General features: G+C 74.2%; 13 protein-coding genes. 11 read left to right on the top strand and 2 right to left on the bottom strand.

The features are described from left to right. Positions 1–8: 8 nt before the first annotated feature. Positions 9–443, bottom strand: coding sequence for an Lrp/AsnC family transcriptional regulator (locus ACWCSU_RS43810; RefSeq protein ID WP_357705569.1), 435 nt, complete (start codon positions 441–443; stop codon positions 9–11). 152 nt (positions 444–595) lie between these two features. Between ACWCSU_RS43810 and ACWCSU_RS43805 the strand changes: the two genes are divergently transcribed. The 4 genes from ACWCSU_RS43805 to ACWCSU_RS43790 are packed head-to-tail and all read left to right on the top strand — an operon-like array spanning position 596 to position 4,774. Then, positions 596–1,483, top strand: a complete 888-nt coding sequence (locus ACWCSU_RS43805) for a tryptophan 2,3-dioxygenase (protein WP_357705550.1) — start codon at positions 596–598, stop codon at positions 1,481–1,483. Between the two features lie 14 nt (positions 1,484–1,497). Beyond that, on the top strand, positions 1,498–2,763 hold the full coding sequence (gene kynU, locus ACWCSU_RS43800; RefSeq protein WP_449942438.1) for a kynureninase: 1,266 nt from the start codon (positions 1,498–1,500) through the stop codon (positions 2,761–2,763). Continuing rightward, positions 2,760–4,085, top strand: a complete 1,326-nt coding sequence (locus ACWCSU_RS43795; protein ID WP_449942437.1) for an FAD-dependent oxidoreductase — start codon at positions 2,760–2,762, stop codon at positions 4,083–4,085. Before kynU ends, ACWCSU_RS43795 begins: the two co-directional genes overlap by 4 nt. Before the next feature lie 2 nt (positions 4,086–4,087). Then, a complete protein-coding gene (locus ACWCSU_RS43790; protein ID WP_449942436.1) occupies positions 4,088–4,774 on the top strand; it encodes an alpha/beta hydrolase family protein in 687 nt (228 codons plus the stop codon). Between the two features lie 40 nt (positions 4,775–4,814). Here the strand turns inward: ACWCSU_RS43790 and ACWCSU_RS43785 are convergent, their stop codons facing one another. Continuing rightward, on the bottom strand, positions 4,815–6,134 hold the full coding sequence (locus ACWCSU_RS43785; protein ID WP_449942435.1) for a M14 family zinc carboxypeptidase: 1,320 nt from the start codon (positions 6,132–6,134) through the stop codon (positions 4,815–4,817). 69 nt (positions 6,135–6,203) lie between these two features. Here ACWCSU_RS43785 and ACWCSU_RS43780 point away from each other — a divergent pair, with 69 nt between their 5' ends. From ACWCSU_RS43780 to ACWCSU_RS43750, 7 genes are all read left to right on the top strand, one after another. Continuing rightward, complete coding sequence (locus ACWCSU_RS43780) at positions 6,204–6,815, top strand: TetR/AcrR family transcriptional regulator (RefSeq protein WP_357705545.1); 612 nt, start codon at positions 6,204–6,206, stop codon at positions 6,813–6,815. Positions 6,816–6,878: 63 nt separating this feature from the next. Next, positions 6,879–8,312, top strand: a complete 1,434-nt coding sequence (locus tag ACWCSU_RS43775; protein ID WP_449942434.1) for an MFS transporter — start codon at positions 6,879–6,881, stop codon at positions 8,310–8,312. 97 nt (positions 8,313–8,409) lie between these two features. Further along, on the top strand, positions 8,410–9,978 hold the full coding sequence (locus tag ACWCSU_RS43770; protein ID WP_449942433.1) for a serine hydrolase domain-containing protein: 1,569 nt from the start codon (positions 8,410–8,412) through the stop codon (positions 9,976–9,978). 121 nt (positions 9,979–10,099) lie between these two features. Then, positions 10,100–11,659 carry an ABC transporter substrate-binding protein gene (locus ACWCSU_RS43765; RefSeq protein WP_449942432.1) on the top strand — a complete coding sequence of 520 codons (1,560 nt, stop codon included), beginning with the start codon at positions 10,100–10,102 and terminating at the stop codon, positions 11,657–11,659. After that, entirely contained in the window at positions 11,659–12,606 is a 948-nt protein-coding gene (locus tag ACWCSU_RS43760; protein WP_449942431.1) for an ABC transporter permease, read from the top strand. Before ACWCSU_RS43765 ends, ACWCSU_RS43760 begins: the two co-directional genes overlap by 1 nt. After that, positions 12,603–13,460: an ABC transporter permease gene (locus tag ACWCSU_RS43755; protein ID WP_449942430.1), complete on the top strand. Its 858-nt coding sequence runs from the start codon at positions 12,603–12,605 to the stop codon at positions 13,458–13,460. The genes ACWCSU_RS43760 and ACWCSU_RS43755 overlap by 4 nt, the downstream gene beginning before the upstream one ends. Continuing rightward, positions 13,453–15,165 carry an oligopeptide/dipeptide ABC transporter ATP-binding protein gene (locus ACWCSU_RS43750; RefSeq protein WP_449942429.1) on the top strand — a complete coding sequence of 571 codons (1,713 nt, stop codon included), beginning with the start codon at positions 13,453–13,455 and terminating at the stop codon, positions 15,163–15,165. Before ACWCSU_RS43755 ends, ACWCSU_RS43750 begins: the two co-directional genes overlap by 8 nt. Positions 15,166–15,171: the final 6 nt, after the last annotated feature.

Here is a 15,171-nt window from a genome sequence, read left to right as displayed (position 1 = left end):
CCGAACCCTCAGGGGCCGTCGGGGGCGGTGAGGGGGTGGCCGGGGAGAGGGGTTGAGAGGATCATGGTGCTGGACGGCGGGCCGTAGACCGCCAGGCGGTCGATCAGGTCCTCGAAGGCCACCATGGAGACCGCCACGATCCGCAGGATGCTGCACACGTCGCCGGTGACCCGGTGGATCTCGCGCACCTCGGGCCAGCCGGCCACCTCCGGGTCGCGCAGCACGCAGCGCGCGCCGTAGCAGGACATGCGGATGAAGGCCGACACCGGCCAGCCGGCCTGCACCGGGTCGACCGTCGCGTGGTAGCCGGTGATCACCCCCGACTCCTCCAGCTTGCGTACGCGGTCGGCCACCGCGGGCGGGGAGAGGTGGATCCGGCGGGACAGCTCCTTGAGGGAGAGCCGGGCGTTGTCCTGGAGCTCGCGCAGCAGCTCCCAGTCCATCTCATCCACGATCAAGCCTTCCGTTCGTAAACCCCAAATCACGATTTATCCCGAAACATAAGCCTATATCGCGATATAGCCGTTCATATGGCATTCCTTCGCCGCCCTCCCGACGCCATCATGGAGGGAAGAACAACGAGAAGGGCAAGCGCGTGGACGCGACGCGACAGTTATCGGCACTGCGGCCGACCACGGCGGAGGAACGCGCCGAACGAGCCAGGACCACCGGCGGCGCCCCCACCCTGGACTTCGAGACCCGCACCCCCTACGACGCCTACGTCCGCACCGACGTGCTGCACGAGTTGCAGCACCCGATGAGCGACGACGCGGGCGAGATGTCGTTCCTGATGATCACTCAGGTGATGGAGCTGTACTTCAAGCTCATCGCCTTCGAACTGCGCAACGCCCAGGAGCGGCTGCGGGCCGACGACGTGTGGGCCGCGCTGGACCCGCTGCGCCGTACCGCGCTGCACCTGGAGGGCCTGAACGCGAGCTGGCGCGGCCTGCGCTGGATGACCCCCGCGGACTTCAACCGCTTCCGGGACGAGCTCGGCGAGGCCAGCGGCCTGCAGTCGGCGATGTACCGGCACGTGGAGTTCCTGCTGGGGCTGAAGAACCCGGCGCTGCTGCGCCCGTTCAGACGCCAGGACAGGACCCACCGCGACCTGCTCAGGACCCTGGAGTCGCCGAGCCTGTGGGACGACGCCATCGCCCTGCTGGCCCGCGACGGCCACGACCTGCCCGGCGAGTTGCTGGAGCGCGACTTCGCCACCGAGCACGAGCCGCACCCGGCCGTCGAGCGGGCCTGGGTCGAGGTGTACCGCGACAGCGGCCCCGGCAACGCGCTGCGGCTGCTCGGCGAGGCGCTGACCGACGTGGCCGAGCTGTTCGGCGACTGGCGGTACGCGCACGTCACCGCGGTCCGCCGGTCGATGGGCGCCAAGCCCGGCAGCGGCGGCTCCAACGGCCTGGCCTGGCTGGAACGCAGCATGGCGCGGGTGGTCTTCCCCGAGCTGTGGTCCGCCCGGACCCACATGTGAAGGGCGGACCCCACGTGACCGACGACCGGAAGCCCGCCGAGCAGGACGCGCTCCGGCGCGACCGCGACGACCCGGGCCACCGCGACCTCTTCCTCATCCCGCCCGCCACCGGCGGCAGCCACCCCGAGTGCGCCTACTTCGCCGGCAACTCCCTGGGCCTCCAGCCCCGGGCGACCGCGGCGGAACTGGCCGAGGACCTCGACGCATGGGCCCGGCTCGGCGTGGAGGGACATCTGGAGGGGGCCCGCCCCTGGCTGCCCTACCACGAGCGGCTCACCGGACCGGCGGCCCGGCTGGTCGGCGCGCTGCCCGAGGAGACCGTGGTGATGAACTCGCTGACGGTCAACCTGCACCTGCTGATGGTCTCGTTCTACCGGCCGCGCGGCGCGCGGACCCGGATCGTCATCGAGGACACCGCGTTCCCCTCCGACAGCTACGCCGTGCGCAGCCAGGCCCGCCTGCACGGCCTCGACCCGGACGAGACGGTGGTCCGGCTGGGCGGCGGCCAGGACGTGCTCGACTTCCTGGCCCGCGAGGGCGACACGGTCGCGCTGGTCCTGCTGGGCGGCGTCAACTACCTGACCGGCGAGCTCCTGGACATCCCGGCGATCACGGCGGCCGGGCGGGCGAGCGGCGCGGCGGTCGGCTGGGACCTCGCGCACGCCGCCGGGAACGTCCCGCTGGAGCTGCACGCGTGGGGGCCGGACTTCGCCGCCTGGTGCTCCTACAAGTACCTCAACTCCGGGCCCGGGGCGCTCGGCGGCGTGTTCGTCCACCAGCGGCACCTGGGCGACCCGGCGCTGCCGCGGCTGGAGGGCTGGTGGAGCACCGAACAGGCGACCCGGTTCGAGATGGCGCCGGTCTCCCGTCCGCCGGCCAGCGCCGACGCCTGGCAGATCTCCAACCCGCCGATCCACGCGATGGGCCCGGTGCGCACCTCGCTCGGCCTGTTCGACCGGATCGGGATGACCGCCCTGCGGGCCCGCAGCGTACGGCTCACCGGATACCTGGAGAGCCTGCTCGACCGGGTCACCCCCACCAGGCCGATCACGGTGATCACGCCGCGCGACCCCGGCCGCCGGGGCTGCCAGCTCTCCCTGCGGGTCGGGCGCGGCGGCGCGGCCGAGCTGACCCGGCGGCTGCGCCATGAGCACGGGGTGATCGCCGACGCCCGCGAGCCGGACGTCGTCCGCCTCGCGCCGACGCCGCTGTACTCCACCTATCACGACTGCTGGCGGGCTGCCGTGGCGCTGGCCGAGTGCGTCGAGGAGGACCGATGAACGTCACCGTGATCGGGGCGGGCCTCACCGGCTGCCTGCTGGCCTGCTACCTGGCCCGCCGCGGCCTGGACGTGACCGTCCACGAACGGCGGCCCGACCCGCGCGCCGGCAACGCGCCGCGCGGCCGGTCGATCAACCTGGCCATCTCCGAACGCGGCCTGGACGCGCTGCGCCGGATCGGCCTGGAGGAGAAGATCATGGCCGACGCGCTCCCGATGCGCGGCCGGATGATCCACCCCGTGCGCGGGCCGCTCGACTTCCAGCCGTACAGCCATGACGGGGTGCGCTCGATCAACTCCATCGGCCGCGGCGCGCTCAACAACACGCTGCTGGACGCCGCCGAGTCCGCGCCGGGCGTGAAGATCTTCTTCGGGCACCGGCTGACCGGCCTCGATCCGGCGACCGGCGCCATGGCCTTCGAGACCGCCGACGGCCCGGTACACGCGAGGGCCGACGTCGTGCTCGGCGCCGACGGCGCGAACTCGGCCGTACGGGGACAGTTGCTGGCCCACCGGGGCATCCACGAGAGCCTGGACTTCCTCGGCCACGGCTACAAGGAGCTGACGATCCCGTCCGCGGACGGCGAGTTCGCCCTCGACCCCGGCGCCCTGCACATCTGGCCGCGCGGCACCTCGATGATGATCGCGCTGCCCAACCCCGACCGCTCCTTCACCTGCACGATGTTCTGGCCGACCGGCGGCACGTCGAGCTTCGCCTCCCTGAGCAGCCCGGCGGCGATCGAACGCCACTTCCACGACCACTACCCGGACGTGCCCCCCCTCGCGCCCGGTCTGGTACGGGAGTACCTGGACAATCCGGTCGGCCTGCTCGGCACCGTCCGGTGCGCGCCGTGGCAGGCGGACGGCAGGGTCGGCCTCATCGGCGACGCGGCGCACGCCATCGTGCCCTTCTACGGCCAGGGCGCCAACTGCGGCTTCGAGGACGTGACCGTGCTGGACCGGTGCCTGACCGACACCGACGGCGACTGGGCCCGCGCGCTGCCGCTGTTCGAACGGCGGCGCAGGGACGACACCGACGCGATCGCCGAGATGGCGCTGGCCAACTTCGTCGAGATGCGCGACAAGGTCGCCTCCCCGGTCCACCGGCTGACCAAGAGCGTCGAGCACCGGCTCGAACGCGCGCTGCCCGGCCGTTACGTGTCGCGGTACGAGCTGGTGTCCTTCTCCACGGTGCCGTACACGCAGGTCAGGCGGCGGGTGCGGCGGCAGCACCTGGCGCTGGCCGGGGCGGGGGCCGCGCTGCTGGCGGCGGGCGCGGCCGGGGTCGCCCGGCTGTGGTCCCGCCGGCCGGCCGGGAGGTGACGGTGGAGAACCGCGCCGTCCTGACCCGCCCGGCCCCCGGTCCCGTCCGCGCCCTGCGGTACGGGCCGGACGCCGACCAGGTGATCGACCTCTGGCCGGACGAGGGGCCCGTGGTGGCGCTGGTCCACGGCGGGTTCTGGCGTCCGGAGTACGACCGGACGCACCTGCGGCCGATGGCCAACGCGCTGCACCGGGCGGGGTACAGCGTGGCCGCCGTCGAGTACCGCCGCAGGCCGGGCGATCCGGCGGCGACGGTCGCGGACCTGCGGGCCGCGGTCGGGCTCCTTCAGCCGTCGGTCGTCGTCGGGCACTCGGCCGGCGGCCACCTCGCCCTGTGCGCCGCGCCGGCCGGGGCGGCCGTCCTCGCCCTGGCCCCCGTCGCCGACCTGCGGCTCGCGGCGCGGCTGGGGCTCGACGGCGGCGCGGTGACCGACTTCCTCGGCGGGCCGCCGGACGACCATCCCGGCCTGGACCCCGTCCGGCTGCCGGCCCCGGCGGGCCCGGTGGTGATCGTGCACGGCACGGCGGACGAGCGCGTCCCCGTCGAGCTCTCGGAGTCGTACGCGGCGGCCCATCCGGCGGCGTCGCTGGTGCGCGTCCCGGGGGCGGGCCACTTCGTGCTCATCGACCCGGAGAGCCGCACCTGGCCGCTGGTCGAGCGGGCGCTGACCGCCCTCCTGCTCGTCTGACCGGCGGCGCCCCGGCCGGGTGCGGCCGGGGCGCCGGGGCTCAGGCCGGGTCCGCCCGCCTGGCGGCGTCCGCCCCGAGCAGCGCCGCGCCGAGCTGCACGGCGACCAGCGAGCGGAGCGGGATCGGCGTGCCCATCGCCTCGGACTCGGCCTCCTCGAACCACTCGTCGAACCGCGCGCCGAGCCGGGCGCGCTCGGCCCGGATGACGGGCGTCAGGTTGCCCGCGGCCAGCTCGGCGTCCAGCATCCGCAGGTAGGTGCCGCAGTACCGCAGCCGCATGGTGTGCACGAGCTGCCGGCCGCCGACCGCCTCGGCCACCGTGGCCGGGCGGTCGGTGCCGGGCAGGTCCTCCCACTCGCTGATGAACTCGTCGTGGGCGCCGACGAAGTCCTCCAGCGCCCGGCGGAAGAGGGACCGCACGGTCAGGTCGCCCTTGGCGCGGGCGAGCGAGGCGGCCAGCTCGCCGATCAGCTCGCGCTGCCCGGCCAGGGAGTCGCGGATCGTCTCGTGGTACTTCTGGCCGGTCGGGGTCTGGTCGGCGACGCGGGGGTCGGCCCAGTAGGGCAGCTCGGCGATCAGGTGCAGGGCGCCGAAGCGCTCGGCGTAGTCGACGCTGCCGCCGCCGATGCCGTACGTGGCGGCGATGTCGGCGCCGCGCGGCGTCAGGTAGGCCGCCGGCGCGATCTGGACGGCGCCCGGCAGCTCCGGCGGGCCCATGTGCAGCGGCAGGCCCTCGGCCGTGGCGATGGCGGTCAGGCGGGCGGCGAGCGCGGGGTCGTTCCGGCTGAGGTAGTAGAACGCGCCCTGGAGCTCCCCGTTGTGCAGGGAGTAGACGAAGGCGGGCCGGACCTCGTCCATCAGCCGCATCAGCGCCTCGGTCTCCGGCAGGGTGCGGTCGAAGAAGTAGTCCTCGCCGGTGAGCGGGAAGGTCCATTCGACCTGGTCGGCCTCGGCGGGGCGGTAGAAGTGCTCGGCGTAGGCCCGGCGGTCGCTCGGGCGGGCGTACCAGCCCTCGTTGAGCCGGGCGCCGTCGGGATCGGCGCACGGGATCAGATGCCAGCGGTAGCCGAAGCCCTCGCGCAGCGCGGCGTCCTCGACGAGCAGGCGCAGCAGCGCGCTGACGGTGAGCGCGCCGATGGGCTCGTTGGGATGGGGACCGCCGATGATCACGGCGTCATGGGGGCCGGCGCCGACGGTCGCCACCCGCAGCGGCTCGCCCAGGCGGGACGTGCCGATGCGGCGCAGGCGCACCAGGTCGGGGTGGGCGGCGGCGAGGTCGTCGAGCTCGGCGTGCATCTGGTCCACCGTCGGGAACGCGGTGAAGCCGGGCACGCGGCTCATCTGGGGGGCGACGTCCATCTACGAGCCTCCTGATAATCTGGATTATTCTAGTAAATCAGATTATCGTTACGGCATGCAGGAGACGCCATGCGGCTGACCAGAGCGGAGAGCAAGGCCGCCAACAAGCGCGCGCTGATCGAGGCCGCGCGCGAGATCGTCGGCCGGGACGGCTCGAAGGCGAAGCTGGAGGACATCGCCGAGCTGGCCGGCCTGACCACGGGCGCGGTCTACTCGCTGTTCGGCGGCAAGAACGGGCTGATGGCCGCCATGGTCGACGACTACGTCGGCCCGCTCGACCTGCGCGCGACCGAGGCCGGCGGGCAGAGCGCCCGCCTGGACGAGGTCGTGGCCGAGATCGCCCGCCGCTTCCTGCGCATGTCGGCCGACCCGCAGGCCGCAGGTGGGCTGCTGTTCGAGACCCGCGTCCTCGACCTCGTGCTCAACGACCCCGAGCTGCGCGGCAGGCTCAACACCTCGATCAGCTCGACCGAGGTCGACCTCGCCGCGCTGTTCACCGGCCGCGAGCACGACGGCGCCGCCGTCACGGGCGGGCAGGCGCTGCGCCTGGCCCGCGCGCTGAAGGCCCTGCTGGCCGGGCTCGGCCAGGGCGTCGTGCTCGGCGCCCATGAGGCCGACGAGGAGTTCTTCGTCCAGACCGCCCAGGCGCTGATCACGCCGAAGGTGCTCGGCCCGGCCTAGATCACGGCCGGGGTTCGGGGGGACCACACGGCCGCACGTCACCCCACCCCGAAAGGCAGAACCATGTCCAGATCCGGCTTCGGCGTCATCGGCGCGCCGGTGTTGTTCATCGGCGTCCTCCAGACCATGGAGATGACGCTCTCGCCCGCGCTCCCGCTCGTCCAGCAGGATCTGGCGGCCTCCCCCGGGGCGCTCGCGTGGATCTTCACCGGCTCGCTGATCAGCTCGGCGATCAGCACTCCCGTCGTCGGCCGCCTGGCCGACATGTACGACAAACGGCGGGTGCTGCTCGCGCTGATGGCGATCAGCGGCGCCGGGGTCCTGCTCGCCGCCCTGGCGCCGAACATCACCGTGCTGATCGCGGGCATGGCGGTCGAGGGCATCTGGCTGGGCGTGTTGCCCCTGACCGTGGGGCTGTTCCGCGACACCCTCACCCCCGAGCGCGCCGCCACCGGCAACGGCCTGGTCATCGGCATCGCCGCGCTGGCCAGCGCCCTCGGCCTCATCCTGGCCGGGCCGATCAGCTCGGCCCTCGGCTACCGGTGGTTGTTCCTGCTCGCCGTGATCGGCGTGGCGGCGGCCTTCCTCCTGGCCTGGTACACGGTTCCGGCCACCCCGCGCGCGGCCGGCGGTCGCGTCGACTGGACGGGCGGGCTGCTGCTCGGCGGCGGCGTGGCCCTGCTCATGCTGGGCCTGACCGCCGCCTCCGCCTGGGGCTGGACGGCCCCGGCCACCCTCGCCCTGTTCGCCGCCGCCGCCCTGACGCTGGGCTCGTGGGCGGTCGTCGAGCTGCGCGTCGCCGACCCGCTCGTGGATCTGCGGCTGCTGGCCGGACGCACCCCGGCCGGGGTGACGGCCATGGGGGTCGTGTTCGGCTTCGCCTCCTTCGGCCTCGTCGTCGCGCTGCCGATGATGCTGGCCGCGCCCGCCGGGACCGGGTACGGCCTGGGCGCCGACACCCTGTGGATCGGGATCTACATGTTCCCCATGGGGATCGCGGGCACCGTGGTCGCGCCGCTGGTCGGGCCGATGACCAGGTTGCTCGGACGGCGTGCCGTGCTGGTGCTCGGCAGCGCGCTCGTCTGCGCCGGGACCGGCGGGCTGGCCCTGTGGCACTCCTCCCCGTGGCAGGTCATGGCCGGGGTGACGGTCATGGGGCTGGGCGGTTCCGTCGGCCTGACCGCCGGGCTCAACGCGGTGGCCTCCGACGTGCCCGGCGACCGCTCGGCCGGGGTCAGCGGCGTGGTCTTCGTCGCCAAGAGCATCGGCGGCACATTCGGCGCGCAGTTGGGCGCCATGGTGCTGGCTTCGGGCGCGGTCGCGGGGGTGCCCACCGAGCAGAGCTTCGTCGACACGTACCTGCTGTCGGCGGCGCTCGGCCTGCTGGCCGTCGCCGCCGCCTTCGTGATCCCCGCCGCCGTGCGGCGGGCACGAGCCGGGGACGCCGCTCCCGCCCCGGCGGCGAAGTCGGCCGTGCGCCCCGGCGAGAGCGCGTGACCGCCAGGACGGCCCTGTGCGGCAGACCAACCACGCGGCCCCCAGGTTTGCCGCTCCGGACAAGTGTTTCGAACCAGGACATCCAGATACTTGAACGATGGATTTTGAGCAGGTAGAACGCGCGCTCGACGCCCTTCCCGGCCTCCGCCCCGACGGGCCGGGGCTGGCGGTCGGGGTCTACGCCGACGGCAAGGTGCTGCACACCTCGGCCAGGGGCGTGGCGACCGTCGAGTTCGGCGTCCCGATCGACTCCCGCACCCGCTTCGACATCGCCTCCATCAGCAAGCAGTTCACCGCCGCGTGCCTGCTTCTGCTGGCGCGCGACGGCAGGCTGAGCCTGGCGGACGACGTTCGCGAGCACGTGCCCGAGCTGCGGCTCGGCGTGCCCGTCACGCTCGACCAGTGCCTGCGGCACACCGGCGGCCTGCCCGAGTGGTACGGCCTGCAGGCCGTCACCGGCGTCCCGTTCACCCTGATGGACGAGGAACGCCTGATGAAGATCGTGGCGGGCGTGCGCCGGACCTCGTTCGAGCCCGGCACCCGCTTCTCCTACTCCAACACCGGCTACGTCCTGGCCGCCGTCGTGGTCCGGCGGCTCACCGGCCGGTCGCTGGCCGACTTCGCCCGCGAGCGGCTGTTCGGCCCGCTCGGCATGGACGACACCGTCTTCCGCGACGACGCCTCCGTCCCGCTGCCGCGGATGGCCTACGGCTACGACGGCGCCGGCGCGCGGGCCGACACGCAGGAGAGCGCGGTCGGTGACGGCGGCCTGGTGACCGGTGTCGCCGACCTCGCCCCCTGGTTCGGTTTCCTGGCCGACGGCCGGGTGCTGGGCGCCGACGTGCGCGCCGCGCTGCTGGAGCGGACCGTGCTCGCCGACGGCGCCGTCCTGCGGTACGCCCGCGGCATCTGCCACCTGGCCGTCGGCGAGGCGGCCGGGTACGGCCACGCCGGCGGCATGCACGGCTACGTCGGCAACCTGCTCCACCTGCCGGAGCCCGGCCTCGGCGTGGCCGTGCTGACCAACCACAGCGGCCTGGACCCCGTCGGCCTCAGCCTCCGCCTGGCCCGCGCCCTCACCGGCCAGGACCCGGCCCCCCGTCCGGCCCCGGCCCGCCGGGCCGACGCCGAGGCGGCGCGGCCCGCCCTGCTCGGCCACTGGCACGACCCGGAGACCGACGCCACCCTCACCCTCGAACCCGCCGACGGCGACGACGGCGGCGGCGGAATCTCCCTGACCGGCGCCACCGACTTCGAGCTCGCCCTCGACGAAGACGGCCGCTGGTACGCGCAGGTGCCGGCCGGCCGGATCTGGCTGGTGCCGGAGGACGGGCGGCTGCTGTTCGGCCACGACGGGTCGATCCGGTGGCCGCACGTGTACGAGCCGTGCGACCCGCCGGGGGAGGGGCCCGTCCCGCGGGGCGCCTGGCTCAACGACGAGACGGGCGTGCTCGCCGTCATCGACGAGGGCATGCTGCGCGTCGGCCTGACCTTCCAGGCCCCCGTCGCCCCCGCACCCGCCGGGACGTGGCGGGCCGGCCCGTTCACCCTGCGCCTCGACGGGGACGGCGACCTGCTGCTCAGCGGCTTCGGCCTGCTCGGCCTGCGCTTCGCCGCCCAGCCCGAGGGCACCGCGCCCGTCGGCGTCCCCCCTGGTCTGGTCTAGGGCCGTGTTGGCCTGCAGCACGAGCCGGGGCGCGCAGAGTTTGGCTGCCGGGTCAGTGAACGAGGGGGGCCGGGCTTCTAGCGTCCGACTATTCCCCCCGCTCACTCCCCGAGGTGGTTCCATGACATCCGCAACCGCACTCGCCAGGCTCGCGACGGGCGCTCTGCTCGTGCTGGTGACCGGCTGCGCCGGAGCCGCGAGCTCTGGCGCGGCCCCCGACACGCTCCGCTGGGCGATGGGGCTCGCCCCCAACAGCCTCGACATCGCCCACGGCTTCAACGACGCTTCCACCACCGTGCAGTTCGCCGTCCTCGACACGATGGTGACCCTCGGCCCGGACGGCAGGGTCATCCCGAGCATCGCCGCCTCCTGGACCCATCCCGACCCGCGCACGTACGTCTTCACCCTGCGCGAGGGCCCGAGGTTCAGCGACGGCACGCCGGTCACCGCCGAGGACGCCGCCTACTCCCTGACCCGCCACCTCGACCCCGCCGTGACCTCCCAGGCCGCCAGCTACGTCACGCAGGTCAAGAAGGTCGAGGTCACCGGCCCGCGCACGGTGAAGGTCACCCTCGGCAAGCCCAGCCCCGCCTTCCTGGCCACCGCCGCGCTGGCCTGGCAGATCGTGCCGAAGAAGCTGGCCGCCGCGCACCCGAAGGACCTCGGCTCGCCCGAGGTCGGCACCCTCGGCTCCGGCCCCTTCAAGGTCACGAAGTTCTCGCTCACCTCGGGGGTGACGCTGGAACGCAACGAGCTGTACTGGGGGCCGAAGCCGGCGCTGCGCAGGATCGAGGTCAAGGCGATCGGCGACCCCGAGACGTTGCGCCTGGCCGTCTCCTCCGGCGAGGTGGACGGCACCAACGACATCCAGGTCAGCGAGACGCGCAAGTGGAGCGCCCTGTCCGGCGTCACGACCGCCTTCTACCCGGCCAACAACATCGCCTACCTGTCCCTCGGCGTCCGCGAGGGCCCGCTCAAGGACGTGCACGTACGCCGCGCCATCGCCCACGCCCTCGACCGGGAGGCGCTGGCCACGCTCATGACCAGCGGCCACGGCGGCATCGCCGACCTGATGCTGCCCAAGCCCCAGATCGCCGCCCTGTACGGTGGCACGCCGCCGAAGCTGCCCGCCTACCCCCACGACGTGAACGCCGCCAAGGCCGAGCTGGCCAAGTCGGCCCACCCCGAGGGCTTCACCCTGGCCGCGCCGTACGACAGCGGCAGCGACGACGTCAAGGCGCTCCAGGCCATCGTCGCCGACCTGGCATTGATCGGCATCAAGCTCGACCTCCAGCCGCTGCCCACCGAGCAGTACCGGCAGCGCATGTTCAGCCACCAGGACACCCCGCTGCAGCTCGTCGACCTGCTCTACGGCACCCCCGACCCGGGCGAGGTGCTGCCCGACCTGGTCAGCCGCGCCTCGGCCGGGCCCCAGGGCTTCAACTTCAGCGGCTACGGCTCGCCCGAGACCGACGCCCGGCTCGACGACCTCGGCACGCACGAGGGCGCCGACCGTGCCGCCGCCGTCACCGAGGTGCTGGCCGAGATCGCCGACCAGGTGCCGTACGTGCCGCTCTACACCAAGGAGGCCGCCGTCGCGCTGCGCAAGCGGTTCACCGGCCGGTTCGGCACCTGGACCATGAACGTCTTCAGCACCATCCGCCCGGCGGCCGGTGCCTGATGGCCTTCGTCGCCCGCCGCCTGGCCGCCGCGCTGCTCCTGCTCGGCGTGCTGTCCGTGCTCACCTACGCGCTGCTGGCGCTCGCCCCCGGGGACCCGGAGCAGGTCCTGCTCGGGCCGCGGCCCTCCACCGCCGAGTCGCGCGCCGCCGTCCGCGCGCAGTACCACCTCGACGACCCGCTGCCCGTCCGCTACGCCACCTGGCTCGGCGACGCCGTGCGCGGCGACTTCGGCGCCTCCCTCTACAGCCGCGAACCGGTCGCCGGCGTCATCGCCGACCGCCTGCCGGTCACCGCCGGCCTGGCCGCCTACGCGATCATCCTCACCCTCGCCGTCGGCCTGCCCGCCGGGCTGGCCGCCGCCATGCACAGGGGCGGCCCGCTCGACCGGGGCATCACGCTCTCCGCGCTGGTCGGCCTCGCGATCCCGCCGTTCGCCATGAGCATCCTGCTGCTGTACGGCTTCGCCGTCACCCTCGGCTGGTTCCCCGTCTTCGGCGCGGGCGAGACGTTCGCCGAGCGGGTCGCGCACCTGACGCTGCCCGCGATCGCGCTGGCCACCGGGCAGGCGGCGGTCGTCATCAGGCAGATGCGGGCGGCCGCGCTCGACCTGGCCGGGCAGGACTACATGACCTTCGCCCGGGCGCGCGGCGTCGGCCGGGCCCGCTACTGGATCGGGTACGCGCTGCGCAACACCGCGCTGCCCGTCCTCACGGTCGGCGGCCTGCTGCTGGCCGCCAACCTCACCGGCGCGCTGTTCGTCGAACGGGCCTTCGGGCTGCACGGCGTCGGCGAGCTGCTCGTCAGCGCGGTCGGGCAGAAGGACCTGCCCGTCGTCCAGGCGCTCGTCCTGATGGGAGGCGCCGTGGTGGTCGCCGTCAACCTGCTGATCGACCTGGCCTACCTCGCGGTGGACCCGCGGGTGCGCCACGGGGCGGTGGCCGCGTGAGCGTCGTGCCGGGGACCGTGCGCCTCGGCGGACGGGCGCGCCGGCTGCGCCGGACCGGGCCGGGGCCGTTGACGCTGCTGTCGGGTGGGATCCTGGCCCTCATGGCGGCAGCCGCCCTGTTCGGAACGTGGATCGCCCCCTACGACCCGGCCGCGCAGGACCTCGCGCTCGGCGCGACGATGCCCGGCTGGGCCCACTGGGCGGGCACCGACGAGCTGGGCCGGGACGTGTTGTCGCGCTGCCTGGCCGGAGCCCGCTCGGCGCTGCTGTGGCCGGTCGTCGTCGCGCTGGGCACCTGCGCGATGAGCACCTCGCTCGGGCTGCTGGCCGGCTACCGCCGCGGCTGGATCGACGCCGTCTTGATGCGCGTGGTCGACCTGCTCATCGCGATGCCGGGACTGCTCATGCTGATCGTCCTGGTGGGCGTGCTCGGCGGCGGCATCGGCTGGGCGGTGCTGGCGATGGCGGTGCTGTTCACGCCCGGCGACATCCGGGTGGTGCGCAGCCTCACCATGGCCCAGCGCGAGCTGGCCTACGCCGAGGCGGCCCGGACGCTCGGGCTCAGCCGCACCCGGATCATGTTCAGGCACCTGCTGCCCAACATCGCGCCCACGGTCGTGGCGGGCGCGCTGCTCAGCTTCGTCGCCGCGCTGGTCGCGCTCTCCGGTCTGTCCTTCCTGGGCATCGGCCTGCCCGCCGGCACGCCCGACTGGGGGCTGATGATCGAGGAGAACCGCGGCCTGCTCGACCTCAACCCGTGGGCCGCGGTGGTGCCCGCCGCGCTGGTCACCGTCGCCGCCACCGCCGCCACCCTGCTGGGCGACCAGCTCTTCGAGAGGCTCTCCGATGCTTGAGACACGCGGCCTGCGGGTCGTCGGCGACCGGGTGCTCGTGGACGGCGTGGACCTGACGGTCGCCGCGGGCGAGACCGTCGGGCTGGTCGGCGAGTCCGGCAGCGGCAAGTCCCTGACCGCCCGCGCCCTCGTCGGCCTGCTCCCGCGCGGCCTGCGCGCCGAGGGGTCGGTCGAGGTCGGCGGCACCCAGCTTGTCGGCGCGTCCGAGCGGCTGCTGCGCGGCGTGCGCGGACGGCGGATCTCGCTGCTCATGCAGGACCCCTTCGCCATGCTCAACCCGCTGCGCACGGCCGGCGCGCACATCGCCGAGACCCTGCGCGGCCGGACGTCCCGGCAGGAGATCGCCCGCAGGCTGGCCGAGGTCGGCATCGACGACCCCGCCGTGGCCGGGCGCTACCCCTTCCAGCTCTCGGGCGGCATGCGGCAGCGCGTCGCCCTGGCCGCCGCGCTGGCCGGCGACCCCGAACTGCTCGTCGCCGACGAACCCACCACCGCGCTGGACGCCACCACCCAGCACGAGATCCTGGCGCTGCTGCGCCGCGTGCAGGAGGCGCGGGGCATGGGCGTGCTGCTCATCACCCACGACCTGCGCGTGGCGTTCGCCGTCTGCGACCGGGTCGCCGTGATGTACGCCGGGCGCGTCGTCGAGCAGGGGCCCGGCCCGGAGCTGGCCTCGGCGCCCGCGCACCCGTACACCTCGGGGCTGCTGGGCGCGCTGCCCTCGGCCGAGCTCACGCTGGAACGCCTGGTGGGCATCCCGGGCGCCGTGCCGCGGGCGGACGCGGTGGCCGGCGTCTGCGCGTTCGCCACCCGCTGCGACCGGGTCGCGGACGCCTGCACCGCGGCCAGGCCGCCGTTGCGCCCGATCGGCCGTGACCGGCTGACCGCCTGCGTCCACGACACCGCCGGGGCCGCCCGCCCGCCGCTGCGCGAGGCCGCGCTCCCCGCCGCCCCGGCCGGCAGCGAACCGCTGCTGCACGTCGAGGACCTGCGCAAACGGTACGGCGCCCACACCGCCCTGGGCGGCGTCAGCCTGCACGTGAACCCCGGCGAGACCGTCGGCCTGGTGGGGGAGTCGGGCTCGGGGAAGACCACGCTGGCCCGCTCGGTGCTCGGCCTGCTCACCCCCGACGGCGGCCGGATCCGGCTGGCCGGCCTCGACGTCACCGACCGGGCCGCCCTGGACCCGCGCGAGCGTGCCCGGGTGCACCGGCTCGTCCAGTGCGTCTTCCAGGACCCCTCCACCTCGCTCAACCCCGCCATGACCGTCGGCGCGACGCTGGCCGAGGCGATCGCCAGGGCCGCGCCCGCCGACCGGATCGGCGTGGGCGAGCTGCTGGAGCTGGTCGGCCTGCCCGCCGCGTACGCCGCCCGCCGCCCCAAGGCGTTGTCCGGCGGCGAACGCCAGCGCGTCGCCATCGCCCGCGCCCTGGCCGTCCGGCCCGCGCTGCTGATCTGCGACGAACCGGTCGCCTCCCTGGACGTGTCGGTCCAGGCGCACGTGCTCGAACTGCTGCGCGGCATCGGCCGGGAGCTCGGCACCGGGATGTTGTTCATCACCCACGACCTGGCGGTCGTCCGCCAGGTCGCCGCCAGGACCGTGGTGCTGCTGAAGGGCGCGGTCGTGGAGGAGGGGACCACCTCGGCCGTCCTGGACGCCCCCGCCCACGACTACACCAGGCGCCTGGTGGCGGCCGTCCCCTGACATGAC

The sequence above is a fragment of the Nonomuraea sp. NPDC001699 genome, from assembly GCF_053596455.1.
This window is presented reverse-complemented; position numbering and strand designations above follow the sequence as displayed.

What these genes read in the sequence shown, in the direction of transcription:
- ACWCSU_RS43810 (WP_357705569.1), bottom strand. Translation starts at nt 443, where the DNA reads ATGGACTGGGAGCTGCTGCGCGAGCTCCAGGACAACGCCCGGCTCTCC.
- ACWCSU_RS43795 (WP_449942437.1), top strand. Translation starts at nt 2,760, where the DNA reads ATGAACGTCACCGTGATCGGGGCGGGCCTCACCGGCTGCCTGCTGGCC.
- ACWCSU_RS43785 (WP_449942435.1), bottom strand. Translation starts at nt 6,134, where the DNA reads ATGGACGTCGCCCCCCAGATGAGCCGCGTGCCCGGCTTCACCGCGTTC.
- ACWCSU_RS43780 (WP_357705545.1), top strand. Translation starts at nt 6,204, where the DNA reads ATGCGGCTGACCAGAGCGGAGAGCAAGGCCGCCAACAAGCGCGCGCTG.
- ACWCSU_RS43775 (WP_449942434.1), top strand. Translation starts at nt 6,879, where the DNA reads ATGTCCAGATCCGGCTTCGGCGTCATCGGCGCGCCGGTGTTGTTCATC.
- ACWCSU_RS43770 (WP_449942433.1), top strand. Translation starts at nt 8,410, where the DNA reads ATGGATTTTGAGCAGGTAGAACGCGCGCTCGACGCCCTTCCCGGCCTC.
- ACWCSU_RS43765 (WP_449942432.1), top strand. Translation starts at nt 10,100, where the DNA reads ATGACATCCGCAACCGCACTCGCCAGGCTCGCGACGGGCGCTCTGCTC.
- ACWCSU_RS43760 (WP_449942431.1), top strand. Translation starts at nt 11,659, where the DNA reads ATGGCCTTCGTCGCCCGCCGCCTGGCCGCCGCGCTGCTCCTGCTCGGC.
- ACWCSU_RS43750 (WP_449942429.1), top strand. Translation starts at nt 13,453, where the DNA reads ATGCTTGAGACACGCGGCCTGCGGGTCGTCGGCGACCGGGTGCTCGTG.